Raw genomic sequence first — 17,983 nt, 5'->3', positions numbered from 1 at the left:
GGCCTTTTAGAAAAGGGGCAAACGTCATTTTGCAACGAGGACAGGGGTATCTGTTGCTTTTGCCATCTTTTCACTAATACTTCCAAATAAAAGTTTTTTCAATGAAGCATTACGTTTTCCAGTAATGATTAAATCAGCTTGCAAGCTTTCTGCTAACTTTGGTAACAGTTTTTCAGGCTCACCCTCGACAACTTCAATGGTCATTTGGTCAGTAACGGGAATAAATTGCTGAATTTCCGCCACTATGTTCTGCTTTAGTTGGTCGAGCCTAATGGGCTTCTCCAGGTGTTCAAAAGCAGTAGGTGGTGGAGCGGGTGTCCCATCTGCCACGTATCCTCCCATGTGCATACGAGGTGTAGCTTCCGCAACTACTTCATCGAGTGATGGAGAGTGGACATGGACAATGGTTAATTTAGCATTCAATTGATTGGCAAGCTGATTTCCCAACAGGAGAGCCTCGCCACTATGGTCGAATTTATCGTACGCAACGACAATATGTTGAAAGAGAGCCATCATTTATTCCTCCTTCATTATTGAAAAATGGGCAAAATATAATGAATCAAAAACCACATGACACCGAAGAAGATAATCAAATACGTCGCATATTTAATGAATGTAGCAAACACCATACTAGAATTCGATTTTTTTTCTTTCTTTTCGTATTGAATCTCACGGTTCATGAATTTCACAACCTTTTAAATTTTGACTTTTTTCATTGGGTGTAGCGGCACTTTTCGAAACGACTGACTCGGCTGGTGCGCTAAAATCTGTCGAATGATTGGTAACCATTTCGGTTCCTTTTCGTAGTCGACAATTAATTTGATTTGATCGGTCTCACTTGTTGTCATGAGAAAAGAAATAAGCTTTGGTAACTTTTTGCAATCGACGACAGTTCCGTTTCGAATGAAATAAATCGTTCCACTCATTTTTTTAGATACACTGTGAAGTCGAATAGCCTCGTAAAGGGAAAGTGGTGAATGTAAGGTAATTTCTGAGAGAAGAGCGTTTGTCCTTCCCATATTTCTTATCTCCTTTCATCGAGTTATTTTTTTCATTACCTCATTCAAAAAAAGATGAAACCTTTTTTTGAACAAATCGTATGTATAGATGAACCCAAAATGGAAGAAGGCGATTTCATGAAGCAAGTCTGGTTAGGGATTGGCCTTGTCACACAAATTATCGGATTTATCTTTTTATTTTTCGAATTTATAATCGGAATCACTTTTATTGGATTATCATTTATTTCCTTTGTCATCATATTGATTTATTTAATCAAGGAAAGAATACAGGAGAAAAAGGAGGAGGAAGAAAATGATTATCGTAACTACTAATACCGTTCCAGGAAAAGAAATAAAAGAGTTCAAGGGGCTTGTAAAAGGAAGTACCGTACAATCAAAACATATCGGAAAAGATATTATGGCTAGTTTGAAAACAATCGTGGGCGGGGAATTAAAAGAATACACAGAAATGATGGAAGAAGCTCGCCAAAAAGCAATCGGCCGCATGGTAGAAGATGCGAAAAAGCAAGGAGCGAACGCAATCGTAGGGATGCGGTTAGAAACATCTGCTGTGATGCAAAACGCTTCTGAAATCATTGCCTACGGAACAGCCGTTGTAGTGGAAGAATAACAGAATGACGTGACCGCTGGTGATATGATCGCCAGCGTTTTTTTATTGTTACAGAAAGTTTAAGTTCAATAAAGTGTTAAAGTATTCTCTTTACCGTTTTTTTGGTGTCTAGCCTAGCTCCAAGCGCCATCCGCTCGGGTCGGTTCGGCCCTGCTGTGGCGACGGAAGCCTTCCTCGCAGGTCCTCCAGCGCTCTTCGCCTAAGGGCTTGCGCTTTTTCTGTGAAAATAAAAATTACCTATGAGCTGAATGATCGATCATGATAGGTAGATGGTAGAAAGAAAAAACCCCGGGGAGAATAAATTTTCATGTCTGGGGTGTGAGTGTAAAATCATGTATGTTTCTTATTTGGGGACAATATGGTTCAGTTTGTCGTTAGGGAAGACGTTGCTAGGCAGGTAAGTGTCCGCAATTTGATAAAAATAGGTATTCGGATGAACATCAGAAATGAGCATTTTCATTGCAATTCATTTCCGTACAGATAAAATAAAATGGACTGTGCTCCGTATCATTTTTTGTCGAAAAGGAAATTCTAATCGAGACAATTCCATTGACAAGAGCAAGTTTCTTTTATATGATTCAGGAGTATCTATATCCTATAAGAATACTGGGGGTTTAAACATGAAGAAGTTATGGCTATCATTGTTTGTTATTACAGGCCTCGTATTCATGCTTGCAGCGTGCGGTACGTCTAACGAGGGAACGAATGAACAAGCAGCACCTGCTGAAGGTGAAAATTTATACGAAAAAATTAAAGAAGAGGGCGTTATCCGTATTGGTACAGAAGGAACATATGCGCCTTTTACATTCCATGATGAGTCTGGTGAATTAACAGGCTACGATGTGGAAGTAGCAAAAGAAGTAGCAAATCGTCTTGGCCTTGAAGTGGAGTTCATGGAAACTCAATGGGACGCTATGTTTGCTGGTTTAGATGCAGAGCGTTTTGACATGATTGCAAACCAAGTAGGTATTAAGCCAGAGCGTCAAGAGAAATATGATTTCTCTACACCATACACAATTTCTACTGCGGTAGTTGTGGTTCATAAAGAAAACAACGATATTCAATCTTTTGAAGATTTAGAAGGCAAAAAAGCAGCGCAATCGTTAACAAGTAACTACGGAGAAATGGCAAAAGCTAACGGTGCTGAACTAGTTGGAGTAGAAGGCTTTATTCAAGCAATTGAGCTCATCACATCTAAACGCGCAGACTTAACGCTTAATGACAAGCTTTCTGTTCTTGATTTCTTAAAGCAAAAGCCTGATGCGCCAATTAAAATTGTTGCAGAGAGCGACGATGCAGCTGAAAGTGCATTCATGTTCCGTCAAGGAAACGAAGAGCTTGTTGAAGCTGTAAATGGTGCGTTAAAAGAAATGAAAGAAGACGGTACATTAAAGCAAATTTCAGAGAAATGGTTTGGTGAAGATGTATCTGAATAATATATTAAACAATCCAGAGAAATTGGAGCGTTTAATGGAAATTGCACAAAGTTCCCTTCTTCCTATGTTGGAGGGAGCTTTGTATTTTACCCTACCTTTAACACTTATTTCCTTCTTTTTTGGGTTAATTTTAGCTGTATTAACAGCTTTAGCACGCATTTCATCCATTAAGCCACTCCAATGGATCGCTAGAGTGTATGTGTCGATTATTCGTGGAACACCATTGCTTGTACAGTTATTTATCATCTTTTACGGTATGCCATCTGTTGGTATTACAATTGATCCATTTCCGTCTGCTGTTATCGGATTCTCCTTAAATGTTGGAGCCTATGCATCTGAAATCATTCGTGCAGCAATCTTATCGATTCCAAAGGGTCAGTGGGAAGCAGGGTATACACTTGGCATGTCCTATTCGCAAAATTTAAAGCGAATTATTTTACCACAAGCTGCCCGTGTTTCAATTCCACCTTTGTCCAACACTTTTATTAGTTTAGTGAAGGATACTTCATTAGCATCTCTTATTTTAGTGACGGAAATGTTCCGTGTTGCCCAACAAATTGCTTCAAGAACGTATGAAGTACTTCTTCTATACACGGAAGCTGCACTTATTTATTGGGTTATTTGTTTCCTATTATCGATTGCTCAGCAACGAATCGAATCCAAACTGGATCGCTATGTGGCCAAATAAAGGAGTTTTAACATGATTACGATTCAAAACTTAACGAAGCGTTTTGATGAGCTTGAAGTTTTAAAAGGCATTGATTTAACCATTGAGAAGGGGAAGGTTGTCGTCTTAATCGGTCCGTCTGGATCAGGGAAAACAACGTTTCTTCGCTGTTTAAATGCCCTGGAAATCCCGACAACAGGAACGATTCAATTGGATGACCAAACGGTTGACTTTTCAAAACCGGTGTCGAAAAAAGATATCGCCTCATTCCGCAGCAAGTCTGGAATGGTTTTTCAAAACTATAACCTTTTCCCGCATAAATCAGCCCTTGGGAACGTAATTGAAGGGCCTGTCACAGTAAAGAAGGAAAAGAAAGAAGATGCGGTGAAAAAGGCAGAACAGCTTCTTGATAAGGTTGGACTTTTAGATAAAAAAGATTATTATCCATTCCAACTATCCGGTGGACAACAACAGCGTGTCGGAATCGCCCGAGCGCTTGCAATGGAGCCAAACGTCATGCTTTTCGATGAGCCAACATCTGCACTGGACCCTGAACTTGTTGGGGAAGTATTAAAAGTTATGAAAGATTTGGCTAACGAAGGTATGACGATGGTTGTTGTCACACATGAAATGCGCTTTGCTAAAGAAGTGGCGGACGAAGTCATCTTTATGGACCAAGGAGTTATCGTTGAACGAGGCACACCAGAAGAAATTTTTGAAAATCCGAAAGAAGAAAGAACGAAACGTTTCTTACAACTAATTCAAGAGTAAGTACTGAATGTACTTGCTCTTTTTTTGTCCATTCACTTCTGCAAAACAATCAAACATTTATTAGAAAATGATGCGTTCCTTTGCATAATTTTGGTGGATGTTGGGATATTACATATTGAATGAAAAAGAGGAGGGAAATCGATGCAAAACCAAATGAATAACGGAATGAATCCGATGAACAATCCAGTGAATAATGCTAATCAAATGAACCAAGCGCAAGCACAAAGTCAATTAACACAGTTAGAGCTTTCTAATTTACGTCATTTAATTGGGGGCCACGGAACGATTGCCAATAAGCTTGATACGTATGCCCAAAGCTGTCAAGATCCACAATTAAAAGACATGCTACAACGAGATGCCCAGCAAGCAAGAAGTTCACAACAAAAATTAATGGGATTTCTACAATAACATTTGAAGGAGGACATGAGAATGCCACAGTTTAACGAAAAAGATATGGTAAATGATTATTTATCCGGCTTAAATTCAAGCTTAACCGATTATGCAAGCATCATCGCGCAAACGGACAATGAGCAATTACGTCAGACACTCATTCAAATGCGAAATGCAGATGAAGCTCGACAACGAACAATGTACCAATACGCATTACAAAAAGGATATTATCAGCCAGCGCAGCCTGCTACTCCAAACGAAGTGCACCAAATCAAAACGCAACTTTCTCAACCGCAATCGTAAAAAAACAGAAAAGGGGTCAATGTTGGCCTCTTTTTTTCATGCTATGAGACGTTAAAAAAATAAAAGGAGACACGCTCAAGGCGTGCCTCCAAAGCCATATATCTAGTTGTTATTGTTGTTGATAACCGCCCATTTGCTGTTGCGCCATTGCAACTAAGCGTTTTGTGATTTCTCCACCTACAGATCCGTTAGCGCGAGCTGTTGTTTCTGGTCCAAGGTTTACACCAAACTCATTTGCAATCTCATACTTCATTTGATCAATTGCTTGCTGTGCACCAGGAACCACTAATTGGTTAGAGCTGTTGCTACGATTTTGTTGTTGTGCCATAACATTTCAACTCCTTAAAAGTTTTATAATGGTTGGGTTAGCTGGAGTTGCACCAGCGTGTGAACGCGTATTTGTTCACTGCCTGCTCGGCTTAACCCAATGACTGTTTGTGAGTTTACTTGTAGTATGGGGCTTGTTCAAAAAACTATGCAAAAAAATAAAATGGTAAATTATGTGCAGATGAAAACGAAGGGAATTGAAAAAAATAAAGAAAATAGGTGAAAAAAGGAGACGGTTAAAACGTGGCAATCTGCTCATTATGTAATGGACTCAAAAACGTAACGCGCACCTGTCCGCAATGCCAAGCCGAAATCTTCGATAAAGGAAAAGTAACGGACTACTTCGATGATTACAGCGCATATATGGATATTGAAAGTATGAAGCTTTTTGATGGATTTCAACATTCGATTGAATTGCACCAATGCATTCATCTTTTCTTCTGTGAGTATTGTATGTATGAAGAATTGTATATTGTTCATGAACGAAATGAATCGTAATCGAGAATGACTAAAGTAATCGTACACTTCTGATCTTTGAGCCTGAAAGAGGAGCTAGGCGAGAATGATTTGTTACAGCTTTATTTTAAGTGTGAGGTGGAGGTTCCTATGTGTGACTTTGTTTAGTCTAAGCGCGGTAATGTGGTGTCTATGCGCGTGGCTGGGTTTTTAAGCGCGGCTATGTAATCTCAATGCGCGCGGCCGGTCCATTTAAGCGTGGCTATGTAATCTCAATGCGCGCGGCCGGTCCATTTAAGCGTGGCTATGTAATCTCAATGCGCGCGGCCGGTTCATTTAAGCGCGGCTATGTAATCTCAATGCGCGCGGCCGGTCCATTTAAGCGTGGCTATGTAATCTCAATGCGCGCGGCCGGATCATTTAAGCGCGGCTATGTGATGTCAATGCGCGTGGCCGGTCCATTTAAGCGCGGCTATGTAATCTCAATGCGCGCGGCCGGTTATTTAAGCGCGGCTATGTAATCTCAATGCGCGTGGCTGGGCCGTCTAAGCGCGGCTATGTGATGTCAATGCGCGGGGGTGGTGCTTTTAAGCGCGGCTATGTGATGTCAATGCGCGTGGCTGGGCAGTTTAAGCGCGGCTATGTAATCTCAATGCGCGCGGCCGGTCCATTTAAGCGCGGCTATGTAATCTCAATGCGCGCGGCCGGTCCATTTAAGCGCGGCTATGTAATCTCAATGCGCGCGGCCGGTTATTTAAGCGCGGCTATGTAATCTCAATGCGCGTGGCTGGGCCGTCTAAGCGCGGCTATGTGATGTCAATGCGCGCAAACCTCACTCCTATGCGCGAATAGACCATCCGGTCATCCGATGCCAAACCATTGAACGTTTTTCAAATAAAAAACAGCTCACTAAAAATAGTGAGCTGTTTTCAATATTATGCATTATGCAGTTGCTTCTGCAAGCTCTTCGCTTTTCGGACGAATGCGAGATTCTGTTTCTTTGTCGAAGAAGTGTGCTTTGTTCATGTCAAAGCCGAGTTGGACGTTTTCACCGCGTTGGATGTTGGAACGAGAGTCTACACGCGCAACGTATTCTTGGCCTTCGATTTGAGAGTAAAGCATGATTTCAGATCCCATTAATTCAGCAACCTCGATGTGAGCGTTAACGGCAGAGCCTTTAGCGGATTCAATGAATACTGGTTCGTCGTGAATATCTTCTGGACGGATTCCTAAGATAACTTCTTTGTCTGCGTAACCTTGTTCACGTAAGTATTTCATTTTTCCTTCAGGAACTTCTAGCACTGTGTTTCCGATGTGGAATTTGCCATCTTCTAGCTTTCCGTGGAAGAAGTTCATTGCTGGTGAACCGATGAAACCACCGACGAATACGTTTTCTGGTTTTTCGTATACATCTTTTGGTGCACCAACCTGTTGGATAATTCCATCTTTCATGACGACTAGGCGAGTTGCCATTGTCATCGCTTCTGTTTGGTCGTGTGTTACGTAGATTGTTGTTGTTTGTAAGCGTTGGTGCAGTTTTGAGATTTCAGCGCGCATTTGAACACGTAATTTCGCATCTAAGTTTGAAAGCGGCTCGTCCATTAAGAATACTTTTGCATCACGGACGATTGCACGACCAAGAGCAACACGCTGACGCTGACCACCGGATAAAGCTTTCGGTTTACGGTCTAAATATTGCTCAAGTCCAAGAATACGTGCAGCTTCTTTTACGCGACGATCAATTTCGTCTTTCGGGAATTTACGTAATTTTAAACCGAACGCCATGTTGTCATAAACGTTCATATGTGGGTATAGGGCGTAGTTTTGGAATACCATCGCAATATCACGATCTTTTGGTGCAACATCGTTCATGCGCTTCCCGTCAATGTAGAAATCACCTTTTGAAATCTCTTCAAGACCTGCAACCATACGTAATGTCGTCGATTTACCACAACCGGAAGGACCGACGAATACGATAAATTCCTTATCTTGAATATGTAGGTTAAAGTCTTTAACCGCTGTTACTTTATTATCATAAATTTTATAAATATGCTCTAAGCGAAGTTCTGCCATGTTTCGTTCCTCCTAATCCCTTGCTTTTGTTAATTTGATTGTAATCGATTTCAAATGTGGAGGAAACGGACAACGTGCACGAAAAGGGTAGAAGGTTTTTGTGCACATTGAACAAAGTGAATTTTCAAAAAAATTACCCAAAATGTCTTCCGAAGAAGCTACCGACAATGTAGCCAGCCCCAAAGATAATGGCAGCAGCAACGGTAACTAACACAATTTTTAAAAATAAAGGCTGTTTCATGTAAAAGTTCGTTAAAAGATTCATATCCATATCAATCGATCCTTTCTTTATGCAAAATGTACAAATAAACCGCTATGGCTTCTTTAAATTGACGAATGTCAATGCCGGTTCCCTCAATAAATTTATCGATTCGGTATTGAACGCTGTTGCGGTGCATAAACAATTTCTTTGCGGTTTGTGAAACGTTTAAATTTTGTTCGATAAATGTTTTGATGGTCGTTCTAATTTCGGTTTCTGTTAACAGTTCTTTGACGTTGTTCGAAAAGAAATTTGTTGAGAGCGAATCAAGGTAAAAAGCGACGAACATTTCGGAAAATGTCATCATCTCTTGCCCTTTTGGAATAATCGGTTGAATGGCTTCGACCAATTGAATTTCGCGTAGGATACTATCACGCGTATCGGCCCCCATTTGATGCATTTGCCCAACAAAAACCGATAGATCAATAAAAAAGTCCGCGGTAATGGTTTGAATGATTTGTTTGATTTCTTCTGTTTCTGCGGCTGCATTCGGTTCTTCTTCAACTATCCACCCATGTTGATCACTAAGCCAAACGAAAGCTGGTTCATTCATAACTCCTTCCATTGTGTTTGTCAGTAGTTCACGTTCTTCAATCGGTCTGTTCGAGAAAAAATAAAAAAAGCGAACCGCTTTCGGTACGGAAGTCATTTCTTTGTTTTCGTATATGTAAGCATACCATTTTCCGATATTTTTACGTTCGGTCATCTTAATCGGTGTGGCTATAAGTTTAAGTAACTCGAGTTCTCGTTCGGAAATTAGAGTTGGTTGAATGCCAAACATCTCTTTCTCGTCTGTTTCAAACCATAAAAGTTCGTCGGAATATGGTTCATTTGCCTCGATTAAGTGTGGGAATAATTGTTTTAATTTTTCGAGCATCATCGTCAACTCCTTTCCCGCTCATTCATTTCTATCGTACCAAAATTTTAACTTTTTTGCTTTTTGAATAGATTGATTTTACTTTTCGATGGAAAAATGAAAAAGACCGCTTATATCGCGGTCAATTAGTCTTGCCTATTTAACAATCTCCCTTACAATCGTAAGGTGGTTCTTCTTTTTCGAGGTCTCTTGCTTCTTCAATATTGGCCATTTCGTATCGGTAATGGACTGACCCTCCTGAAAGACCTTCATTAATCATTCGGTCAATGTCCATATACGCTTCGTTACGCCCTTCGTACTCTAAGTCTTTGCGCTCTTTGTTGTTCATCACGATTCCTCCCTGTAAAACGTTGGGTCGTGATTAGTTTGTGCTCGTCTCGTTCATTTATTTATGGAAATCAATCGTAAATGTGGAAGAGCATGAGTTCGTGAATTTGTTCAATGATTAATTGTTCTTTGTCTTTTGGGGGAATCGTCTGTCCCCACTCGATTTGACCAGAGCGATGGTAAATGGCATCGTAATGAACGCCGTTGAAGAAAAAGGAGATACGCCATCCGGGTAAGTTTGATTGCTTAAGTAATGGTTTCCATTGAAAGTGTGTAATCATAACATCTCACTCCTTTTTTTCTTTCGCTATTTTTAAAGAAGATTATTTTTTGAATGAAACGTGAAAGGCAGACGCTTTCATCAGGGAGATCTCTACTCGTTTTACTCTCAATTTACCCAAATGGGCAGTCGTATCGCAGGAATCTGTAGCCTTTCGCTAAAGTACTACATGAATTTATGACTTTTTCTTAGGTGTTTTATAGTAGTATTCGCTACTGAAAGGCGGAATCCCTTTTTGAGGTTGTAAGCTGGTAAAAATAGGAGACGAGATTGTCTAGTCCTTGTTCGTAAATTATTTGTTCATCGAATTTCATCGGTTTGGCATTCACTTCAAAGATATAGAGTCGACCATCAGGTGTACGGCCGATGTCGACCGAAAATTCACCGACTAATCCGTATCTGTTAGAAAGGGCCTCTCCAATATGTTGGCAAATTTCTTTTATATTACGCTCATTAAAACGGTCGGAAACAACGGAAAAAGGAATGATTTTTCCGCCTTTTGGTACGTGAGTGGTGACCGATTGCGCACAGGATACGCGTACGCCTATACCAGATACGACGAATTGGTTTTGAAACGCATGAACGTAGACTCGTACATCGTATTTGTGACCATTGAAGTGATCTGTTTCGATGCCTTCTTGAATGATATAAGGCGTCGTTTGAAACGACGGTTGAATGTGGTCAACCATTTCTTGAATGGATGGAATTGTCCATGTGTCGTTCGGCGTTTCCATGAAATAATGTGAAGCGGTACATGTGATTTTAAAAACGCCATCGCCTTTGCTACTTAATGCTCGTTTGATGTAGACAAATGGATACCTTCGAATGAAGGTGACAACATCTTGAATGGAGTCAATGGTCTTCGTCATAGGGAGATGAGTAGCTAACATTTCATGCTCTCGAAGTACTTCGTACACTTCTCCTTTATGAAAAAAATGACGGTTAAAAAAGGGAATATTATGATGATCAAATAGTTGGTACAGCCAGTTCATGGATACTTCATCCTCCCGAAACGGAAAGCGATTATACACGACGTCCGGGAATCGGAAAGGTTTTTGAATCCACTTTTTTTGAATGTATTGGAAACCATCGATTCGATTATTCTTGATTGTTGATGGCGTAAAGACGAAAGCATCACCACGTTGATGCCGAATTTTTGCTTGTAGTTGTTTAAATAACGCTACATTGCCGACAAACGGTTTTCCTGCCTGCGAGTCACCGGCTAAAATACCGACAAGAAAGGGTGTCTTCTTCATAGTGTCCCAGCCTTTTCGTGAATGGATTGCTTCATAAGGAATTGTGCATAGAAAAAAATGAGTTCTCGTGTAAGATGGTCTTCACGATTAAGTTCATCATGGTGGAAGATGGACCGCCCAGGCTTTGAATTTGCTTCAAACAGCCAAACTTCTCCATTCCGGTCAATGCCAAAATCAAATCCGATTTCACCTATATCACCATCTATTCGTTCCTCAATTTGCTCACTAATGGAGAGGGCTGCCTGATGCAGTCGCTCTCTTATCGAAAAGGAAGGCTGTAGGAGCGTTTCAATTTCAGGGATGGTTAAAATGGTCCCGCCAGTTTTCACATGGGTCGTAACACTGCCTTTCCCTGCGACTTTTCCGGCCATTGCACTTAGCTTCCACTTTCCGTGTTCATCTTTATTCGTATGGACACGAAAATCAATTGGTAACTGCTGATGATGGAGGAGGGGGATGGCTTGTTGAACGATATACCGACTTAACTGCCGATTTTGAAACGTTTCTGTAAAAAAAGCTTGAATCGAAGGGTATTTCGTTAACCGTTTTTGATTCTTTTCATCGATATAGCGTGCGTAATACTTCTTTTCTTGAGGAGTGTAGCTTAACTTGTACACCCCTAGGCCAAGTGAGCCGTTAATCGGTTTTAAAAAGACGCTAAAGTATTCGTGTATCATGTCTTCAACTTGTTTAATTGTAGGGTTCGGAATAGTTGCTGGAATATAAGCTTCACATGGGGTATTGACTAAGAAATCGGTCACATCTGTTTTGCTTAAAAAGCGTTCGTTAAATAGAGGGATGTGCCATTTTTGTTGGAAGCTTTTCATCAGTGATTGAAAAGTGTCTAACGTTTCGACCTTCCGATTTGGAAGTCGATTGTAAATGACATTTGGGAAAGGGGCTTTTATTTTTTCCCACCCTTTGTTCGTATAGGTGTAGCCTTCAATCCATTCATTTTCCCAATCGATTTGATGGGCGCCGAATACGTATGAGAATGAGCCAGCTTTTTTGCTGCTTTCAATGTATTTGGAAAACATCATCGACCGTTTTCCAAGCGGACGTAACGGAGATTTCGTAAAGCCTGCTGATAAGATGCCGACAATAGGGCCAATATATAATCTACGATGGACCAGAAGGAGATTCATTTCCATTCCATCGCGCATACCTAACTTTTCACTCAAAGTTGTTGATACATACATGTGGTGGGGATGGTGACTATGGTAGTAAATTCTACATGACCTCGTTTTCTGTCCGAAAAAAAGGTCAGAAATTCGATAGGCTTGGAACGATTGAGGAAGTACAATCGCATCTTCATGGTGTTCAACAAGGTGGATGTTGACTCTCATAACGGTTCACCTCCTGTTCTAATACATATAAGCCGTACAGTAATGGTGCTTTATATAAATCTTCTGCCCGCTCAGGGGCGAGGTGGAAAATAATTTTATAACCCGGTTTGGAATTTACATCTAACAGCCAAATTCGTTTATTTTGTAAATCTACGCCTACATCGATTCCGAGTTCAAAGAGAGTATGGAATCGCGTCTCCATAGCTGGCAATAGCTTTTGAAGTAAATCATCTACTTGTTCAGACGGGTCCCAAGTGAGTGTCCTTTCATTAAAGGGAAGAAATCGTCCCCCTTTAGCGATGTTGGAAACATAAGCAAATTGTTGTCCTAAACGGATCGCTTTTGATCGAATAGTCCACTGCCCGTTTCGGTCTTTTTGAAGGAGCAGTCGAAGGTCAAAAGGACGATGGTCTTCGGTACGTAAAGAAAGAAGTGGTTGGATGAGATAAGGAGATTTTTTCAATAATGCCTTCAGTAGCGTTGTTGCGATTGGTTTGGTAACGATCTTTTCTTTTGTTTCGTTTGATTTAGTCACATATTGCAACACATATCGTTCTGATGATGAAGATTTAAAGGTCATGATGCCTCGCCCGGTTGAGCCAAAAACGGGTTTGACAATAATCTTTTTCCATTTTTGAAGGAAGGAAAAGACAAGGTTTACGTCATCGACGAATTCCGTTGTCGGCAAATACCGTTTCACACCGGATGTTTGCAGACGTTCATAAATCGTCCATTTATTCGGAAGCCCGTATTGAAGAAACGGAATATTGGTCGCTTGTTTCAATTGTTGTACCCTTTGTTTTTGCTTGGAATTCGGTTTGGCATAATGGCATCGATCGTAAATGATATCTGGTAAGGGGAGTGTTGTTTTCTCCCACATTTTATGTGTTGGAAGATACCGCTCACCGGAAACATAGTCATCCATGTACCCTTCAGGAAGGAAGCGAATACACGTAAAACCGTACTGTTTTGCTGCTTGAGCGACACCGGATAAATAGGCTTGTTCATGTTTTTCGTTCGTCACGAGAAATCCGATGGTGGGCATTTGATTCATTCCTTCCATATCTCAAATGTAGAGATGGCAAGTTTTCATAAACTTGCCGATACTCCTACAATATATGCGTCGCAATTAGCCATCATAACCGGCGAGGTATAGACAGTGATGGGCAATTGCTTTGACCGATGGACGGTAAGAATTGGATGAATTCGGGGTCATGTTTTTTGAAGGCTTTGTATTCATTTCTAGTAGCCATGGATGCCCCTCTTCACTTAACGCCATGTCGATGCCGAATTCCGCGAACGTTCCATCCATATTGGCAGAAATCGTTTTGGCAGCTTCCACCGAGATTTCAAAAAGTAGTTTTCGGATATGATGATGAGTAGCAGGAAAAAGAGTAGATAACAGGAATGTTAAATCATGAAGCTCGCCGCCCTTTGCAATGTTAGAAACGAACTGATTTTCAGCAGACACACGCGCGACCGCAGAAGTGACGACCCATTTATGTGAAGATTTTTTATGACAAAGGATGCGAAAATCAACAGGCCGACCTTTGAAACGAATAAGGGGAATTGCTTCTTGGACGATATACGGCTCTTTCTTTATTTGTGGATAAAGAAACTCATACAACTCTCCGAATTGTTGAAATGTTTTTGATGATGGGGGGTTCGTATTCGATTCTTTCACGCTGAATCGTTCGTTCTCTTTTTGAATTTGATAAATGTTTCGACCTTGACTTCCGTGAATCGGTTTTAAAAATACGTGTAAGAAATCGTGGAGATACGTTTCAAGGGCATGCTTTGAATCGAGCAATGCTGTTTTGGGTACGTAAGGATGAAGATGACTTTTTTCGGCTAGAATATCGTGTATCTCCCATTTATTTAAATACCGTTGATTAAAGAATGGAATGTCATATTGGTGAAGTTGATGTATGATGAATTGGTATTTCTCGGATTGTTCAAATTTCCGTGAATGAATACGGTTATATACGACGTTCGGAAGCGGAAGTGAACGGTATTCTTCCCATTTTCCTTCATGGAAACAGTACCCCCCAAAGTCGGGTTGTTGAAACTTTGTTGGGGACGATACGTATACAAATGCATGGCTTTGTTCCCCGAATAAGGCGAACTCTTCGCAAAATGTATGGATATTGCCAAATGTTCGATCGGAAGTCGTCACATCCTCCGTGACAATCGCGATAATTGGGCCGAGTGAAAGGATATGGGCCTTTTCATCGTATTGAAGTTGCAGCGGTATGTTTACAATCGGTAAATGTAATGTTTCAAAAATCGAATGGCTGGCGTAGATGGCTGACTTCTCATCGTGCACAAAGCTTGTCATCGCATGAACGGTTTTTTTGCCGCATTTTATGCGAATGCTCGACCGAAGAGGGATGTGCAGTTGAGCTTGTAATGTATCGCTCATTTGAATATGATGATACGCTGATTTTGTTTTAAGTGGACGTACAATCACTTTTTCCATTTTCATTTCCACCCTCATTTGCAAAGAAAGACTGTCAAGTTCTATAATAATGTCTTAGGCAAATGTTGCTATCATATCGTATGTTTTTTTTAAAATATCGTGATTTTAGAATGAGGAAGATGCGCATGAAAGTTTTTGTAATGATCTTATTCATGATGGTTATCGGGGCTTTAATCGGAGGGGTGACGAATTCACTTGCTATCAAAATGCTCTTTCGACCGTATAAGCCGCTTTATGTATTTGGAAAACGAGTTCCGTTCACACCTGGACTCATTCCGAAGCGACGAGATGAATTGGCTACTCAGCTCGGAAAAATGGTTGTGGACCATCTCGTGACACCGGAAGGGATTAAGAAAAGACTCGAAAATGAGTCCTTCCAAAAAAGTATTAGAAGCATTATTGAAAAAGAAATTTCGCGTTTTATTAAAAAGGATTTAACACTTGGTGAATTGCTTGCTTCCTTCGGGTTTGATAATGCGAAGGAACAGACAAACGGTAGACTAACGAAGTTCATTGAAAAGAAAGTCCAATCCTTCTTAACTTCTGAACAAAGCGTTAAGCAACTATTAAGCGAGCGCTGGAATGATGAAGTGAAACAACTTATGCCAAAGCTCGCATCTTATATTGCAGATCGAGGGGCTGCCTATTTTGAAACGGACGAAGGAAAAAAGCGACTAAAGAAAATGATTGATGACTTTCTTCTCGGGCGCGGCATGTTAGGAAATATGCTGCAAATGTTTTTAGGAAATACGAGCATAGAAGAAAAAGTTCAACCAGAAGTTATAAAGTTTTTCCGTCATGAAGGGACGGTTCAGATGCTCACAAACCTTCTTGAAGGTGAATGGGATAAGCTTTCAGATCGTCCGGTCCATGAAGTCACAGCAAAGTGGGATGTAGAAGCCATTAGCCGTTCGGTTGCTGAGCGAGTTACGGCTGAAATTCAAGTGGACCGACAGTTCGACCGGACCATTTCAGAACTTTTACAGCCGTATGAAGCCATCATCATTAAAAAAGGAGTTCCGAAAGTGATGGATGTGATTCGGAATTACATTCGCGAGCGAATTGGGATGATGATGAACATGATGAACATTGACCAGATCGTTAAAGAGCAAGTCGAAACCTTTTCTGTTGAGCGACTTGAAGAAATGGTCTTATCCATATCGAGACGTGAATTTAAAATGATCACCTATCTAGGTGCGCTTTTAGGCGGGATGATTGGCCTTGTTCAAGCCATTATTGTGTTAGTGTTATGAAGAATTGAAGGAAAGTCCTACGATAAAAAAAGCGATCTACATGCAAACGGCATAGGATCGCTTTTTTACATTGTTTAGTTTGGCTTGGTCATCTCATAGATTTTGGTCATGCGGTTTTTTAGTACCTCCATTTGAACGAAACGAGCTTCACGAATCACTTCTTTTCCATCGACGAAAAATAGTAGAACTGGGGCGGTAAAAATGGAATACGCTCCAGCAACTTCTGGAACATCATCAGCATTAATTTCCCCGAATTGAACGGCTGGAAACGCCAATAACATGTCGATAACTTTCGGTTTTAAAGCATGACAAACAGAGCAATTCGATTTCGAAATGTATAGAAAGGCAAATGGATGCTCTTCAATAAAGGTGCGTGCTTCTTCCATTGATGTAATAATGTTCATGATCTCCTCCACAATATTGATTGATTTCTTCTATCATACCGATTTCCATGCGGAGTAGCTAGAAATATGATATGATGAAAGAAGTTTGAAAATTAGAATAATAATACCTTGCATCTTAGACCTCTACATATGAAAAAAACATATGGAGGTATGTGATGTATCAAAAAGAATTGTTTCTGTTGAAGGATGGTATGAGCCACCGTGCTCTCATTCGAAATTATGACGTGGATGATTTTGACTCCTTAATTAACATTCAGCGAGAATGCTTTCCCCCTCCATTTCCGAAAGAGCTTTGGTGGAATGAAGACCAATTATATGAGCATGTTCACCGCTTTCAAGATGGTGCGCTTTGTATGGAAGTGGATGGTGAAATCGTAGGATCGATGACTGGCTTAATCGTTCCGTTTAATCCGAAGCAGCCGAACCACACGTGGGAAGAAATAACGGACAATGGATACATTCGCAATCATTCGGAAACGGGAAATACGTTGTATGTCGTTGATATTAGTGTACGGCCATCGTATCGAAAGCTCGGCATTGGAAAATGGCTCATGTTCTCTATGTACGAGGTCGTTATTCAACGAAAGCTCGACCGCTTGCTTGGTGGAGGGAGAATGCCTGGCTACCATAAGGTACAATCGAGTTATTCTCCTGAAAGTTACGTCGAGCACGTAACGAAAGGAAAGTTGAAGGATCCAGTCTTAACGTTTTTACTAAAATGCGGTAGAACCCCGCTATCGGTTGTCCCGGATTATTTGGAAGACGAAGAGTCTTGTCACTACGGCGTATTAATGGAGTGGAAAAACCCGTTTCGTACTCAACATAGCGAGAAGAAAGCGGCGAGAAATGAAACGAATATGACGTCTTAAATTGAATGTTTGGAATATGTTTGTTATAGTGGAAAGGTCATTTTACATGATCTTGAACAATTATTAGGAGGTTTCCATTTTGGCAGAAAATTTATATGATGTGGCGTATAAGTTAGAAGAAGCGTTACGTGAGAGTGAAGAATATAAAACGTTAAAAAAGCTTTATGATGAAGTGGAGAACGATGAATCAGCAAAAAGAATGTTCGAAAACTTCCGTGACATTCAATTAAAACTTCAACAAAAGCAAATGAACGGTGAAGAAATTACGCAAGAAGAAGTAGAACAAGCGCAAAAATCAGTACAACTTGTTCAGCAGCACGAGAAAATCGCAAAATTAATGGAAAGCGAACAGCGCATGAGCATGGCGATCCAAGATTTAAACAAAATCATTATGAAGCCGCTAGAAGAGTTATACGGAAGCATTCAAAATTAATACTTGCTAGAAAATCGAGGTCAAAGCCTCGATTTTTTCTTTTTATTGTTACGGAAAGTTTAAGTTCAATAAAGTGTTAAAGTATTCTCTTTACCGTTTTTTTGGTGTCTAGCTCCAAGCGCCATCAGCTCGGGTCGTTTCGGCCCTG

25 protein-coding genes are annotated in these 17,983 nt (G+C 40.6%); 11 read left to right on the top strand and 14 right to left on the bottom strand.

Features of this window, described 5'->3' with window-relative positions:
- Positions 1–24 precede the first annotated feature (24 nt).
- From ML543_RS04180 to ML543_RS04170, 3 genes are read right to left on the bottom strand one after another with little or no spacing between them, the layout of a single operon-like run.
- Positions 25–516: a universal stress protein gene (locus tag ML543_RS04180; RefSeq protein WP_243385875.1), complete on the bottom strand. Its 492-nt coding sequence runs from the start codon at positions 514–516 to the stop codon at positions 25–27.
- Between the two features lie 14 nt (positions 517–530).
- The gene (locus ML543_RS04175; RefSeq protein ID WP_243385874.1) at positions 531–680 is read right to left on the bottom strand and encodes a hypothetical protein; all 150 of its coding nucleotides are present in this window, start codon (positions 678–680) and stop codon (positions 531–533) included.
- A gap of 15 nt (positions 681–695) precedes the next feature.
- The gene (locus tag ML543_RS04170) at positions 696–1,019 is read right to left on the bottom strand and encodes a hypothetical protein (protein ID WP_243385873.1); all 324 of its coding nucleotides are present in this window, start codon (positions 1,017–1,019) and stop codon (positions 696–698) included.
- Positions 1,020–1,136: 117 nt separating this feature from the next.
- On the opposite strand from ML543_RS04170, the gene ML543_RS04165 reads away from it, so the two are divergent.
- The 7 genes from ML543_RS04165 (at position 1,137) to ML543_RS04135 (ending at position 5,196) form a co-directional block, all read left to right on the top strand.
- A complete protein-coding gene (locus ML543_RS04165; RefSeq protein WP_243385872.1) occupies positions 1,137–1,331 on the top strand; it encodes a hypothetical protein in 195 nt (64 codons plus the stop codon).
- Complete coding sequence (locus tag ML543_RS04160) at positions 1,312–1,629, top strand: YbjQ family protein (protein ID WP_243385871.1); 318 nt, start codon at positions 1,312–1,314, stop codon at positions 1,627–1,629. Before ML543_RS04165 ends, ML543_RS04160 begins: the two co-directional genes overlap by 20 nt.
- Positions 1,630–2,249: 620 nt before the next feature.
- Positions 2,250–3,065, top strand: a complete 816-nt coding sequence (locus ML543_RS04155; RefSeq protein WP_243385870.1) for an amino acid ABC transporter substrate-binding protein — start codon at positions 2,250–2,252, stop codon at positions 3,063–3,065.
- Positions 3,052–3,753 (top strand): amino acid ABC transporter permease, encoded by a 702-nt coding sequence (locus ML543_RS04150; RefSeq protein ID WP_243385941.1) that lies wholly within the window; start codon positions 3,052–3,054, stop codon positions 3,751–3,753. The genes ML543_RS04155 and ML543_RS04150 overlap by 14 nt, the downstream gene beginning before the upstream one ends.
- Before the next feature lie 12 nt (positions 3,754–3,765).
- Positions 3,766–4,503, top strand: coding sequence for an amino acid ABC transporter ATP-binding protein (locus ML543_RS04145; protein ID WP_243385869.1), 738 nt, complete (start codon positions 3,766–3,768; stop codon positions 4,501–4,503).
- A gap of 204 nt (positions 4,504–4,707) precedes the next feature.
- Positions 4,708–4,911, top strand: coding sequence for a hypothetical protein (locus ML543_RS04140; RefSeq protein ID WP_243385940.1), 204 nt, complete (start codon positions 4,708–4,710; stop codon positions 4,909–4,911).
- 21 nt (positions 4,912–4,932) lie between these two features.
- Positions 4,933–5,196: a spore coat protein gene (locus ML543_RS04135; protein WP_243385868.1), complete on the top strand. Its 264-nt coding sequence runs from the start codon at positions 4,933–4,935 to the stop codon at positions 5,194–5,196.
- Between the two features lie 109 nt (positions 5,197–5,305).
- Here ML543_RS04135 and ML543_RS04130 read toward each other — a convergent pair whose 3' ends face one another.
- Complete coding sequence (locus tag ML543_RS04130) at positions 5,306–5,524, bottom strand: alpha/beta-type small acid-soluble spore protein (RefSeq protein ID WP_243385867.1); 219 nt, start codon at positions 5,522–5,524, stop codon at positions 5,306–5,308.
- A 242-nt stretch (positions 5,525–5,766) separates the two neighbouring features.
- Here ML543_RS04130 and ML543_RS04125 point away from each other — a divergent pair, with 242 nt between their 5' ends.
- On the top strand, positions 5,767–6,021 hold the full coding sequence (locus ML543_RS04125) for a hypothetical protein (protein WP_243385866.1): 255 nt from the start codon (positions 5,767–5,769) through the stop codon (positions 6,019–6,021).
- A 900-nt stretch (positions 6,022–6,921) separates the two neighbouring features.
- On the opposite strand, the gene ML543_RS04120 is transcribed toward ML543_RS04125, so the two are convergent.
- The 9 genes from ML543_RS04120 to ML543_RS04080 all read right to left on the bottom strand — a co-directional run bounded on the left by ML543_RS04120 (position 6,922) and on the right by ML543_RS04080 (position 14,876).
- A complete protein-coding gene (locus ML543_RS04120) occupies positions 6,922–8,052 on the bottom strand; it encodes an ABC transporter ATP-binding protein (RefSeq protein WP_243385865.1) in 1,131 nt (376 codons plus the stop codon).
- 133 nt (positions 8,053–8,185) lie between these two features.
- Positions 8,186–8,323 (bottom strand): hypothetical protein, encoded by a 138-nt coding sequence (locus tag ML543_RS04115; protein WP_243385864.1) that lies wholly within the window; start codon positions 8,321–8,323, stop codon positions 8,186–8,188.
- A gap of 1 nt (position 8,324) precedes the next feature.
- On the bottom strand, positions 8,325–9,191 hold the full coding sequence (locus ML543_RS04110; RefSeq protein WP_243385863.1) for a PucR family transcriptional regulator: 867 nt from the start codon (positions 9,189–9,191) through the stop codon (positions 8,325–8,327).
- Positions 9,192–9,327: 136 nt separating this feature from the next.
- The gene (locus ML543_RS04105) at positions 9,328–9,516 is read right to left on the bottom strand and encodes a hypothetical protein (RefSeq protein ID WP_243385862.1); all 189 of its coding nucleotides are present in this window, start codon (positions 9,514–9,516) and stop codon (positions 9,328–9,330) included.
- 70 nt (positions 9,517–9,586) lie between these two features.
- Positions 9,587–9,796, bottom strand: a complete 210-nt coding sequence (locus ML543_RS04100; RefSeq protein WP_243385861.1) for a YheE family protein — start codon at positions 9,794–9,796, stop codon at positions 9,587–9,589.
- A 211-nt stretch (positions 9,797–10,007) separates the two neighbouring features.
- A complete protein-coding gene (locus ML543_RS04095; protein WP_243385860.1) occupies positions 10,008–11,051 on the bottom strand; it encodes a YheC/YheD family endospore coat-associated protein in 1,044 nt (347 codons plus the stop codon).
- Positions 11,048–12,397 carry a YheC/YheD family endospore coat-associated protein gene (locus tag ML543_RS04090; protein WP_243385859.1) on the bottom strand — a complete coding sequence of 450 codons (1,350 nt, stop codon included), beginning with the start codon at positions 12,395–12,397 and terminating at the stop codon, positions 11,048–11,050. Before ML543_RS04090 ends, ML543_RS04095 begins: the two co-directional genes overlap by 4 nt.
- The gene (locus tag ML543_RS04085; protein WP_243385858.1) at positions 12,372–13,451 is read right to left on the bottom strand and encodes a YheC/YheD family endospore coat-associated protein; all 1,080 of its coding nucleotides are present in this window, start codon (positions 13,449–13,451) and stop codon (positions 12,372–12,374) included. The genes ML543_RS04090 and ML543_RS04085 overlap by 26 nt, the downstream gene beginning before the upstream one ends.
- 75 nt (positions 13,452–13,526) lie before the next feature.
- Positions 13,527–14,876, bottom strand: a complete 1,350-nt coding sequence (locus ML543_RS04080; RefSeq protein WP_243385857.1) for a YheC/YheD family endospore coat-associated protein — start codon at positions 14,874–14,876, stop codon at positions 13,527–13,529.
- A 62-nt stretch (positions 14,877–14,938) separates the two neighbouring features.
- Here ML543_RS04080 and ML543_RS04075 point away from each other — a divergent pair, with 62 nt between their 5' ends.
- A complete protein-coding gene (locus ML543_RS04075; protein ID WP_419095327.1) occupies positions 14,939–16,129 on the top strand; it encodes a DUF445 domain-containing protein in 1,191 nt (396 codons plus the stop codon).
- 74 nt (positions 16,130–16,203) lie between these two features.
- Here the strand turns inward: ML543_RS04075 and ML543_RS04070 are convergent, their stop codons facing one another.
- Positions 16,204–16,533, bottom strand: a complete 330-nt coding sequence (locus ML543_RS04070; RefSeq protein ID WP_243385855.1) for a thioredoxin family protein — start codon at positions 16,531–16,533, stop codon at positions 16,204–16,206.
- Positions 16,534–16,688: 155 nt separating this feature from the next.
- Between ML543_RS04070 and ML543_RS04065 the strand changes: the two genes are divergently transcribed.
- Together ML543_RS04065 and ML543_RS04060 are read left to right on the top strand one after the other, a co-directional pair.
- Positions 16,689–17,402: a GNAT family N-acetyltransferase gene (locus ML543_RS04065; protein WP_243385854.1), complete on the top strand. Its 714-nt coding sequence runs from the start codon at positions 16,689–16,691 to the stop codon at positions 17,400–17,402.
- Positions 17,403–17,481: 79 nt separating this feature from the next.
- Positions 17,482–17,835 (top strand): YlbF/YmcA family competence regulator, encoded by a 354-nt coding sequence (locus ML543_RS04060; RefSeq protein WP_243385853.1) that lies wholly within the window; start codon positions 17,482–17,484, stop codon positions 17,833–17,835.
- The last annotated feature ends 148 nt before the right edge of the window (positions 17,836–17,983 follow it).

Origin of the sequence: Bacillus kexueae, assembly GCF_022809095.1 — a bacterium.
Lineage (GTDB): Bacteria > Bacillota > Bacilli > Bacillales > Aeribacillaceae > Bacillus_BZ > Bacillus_BZ kexueae.
Note: the sequence above shows the minus strand (reverse complement) of the source record. Positions and strands in the feature narration are given on the sequence as shown.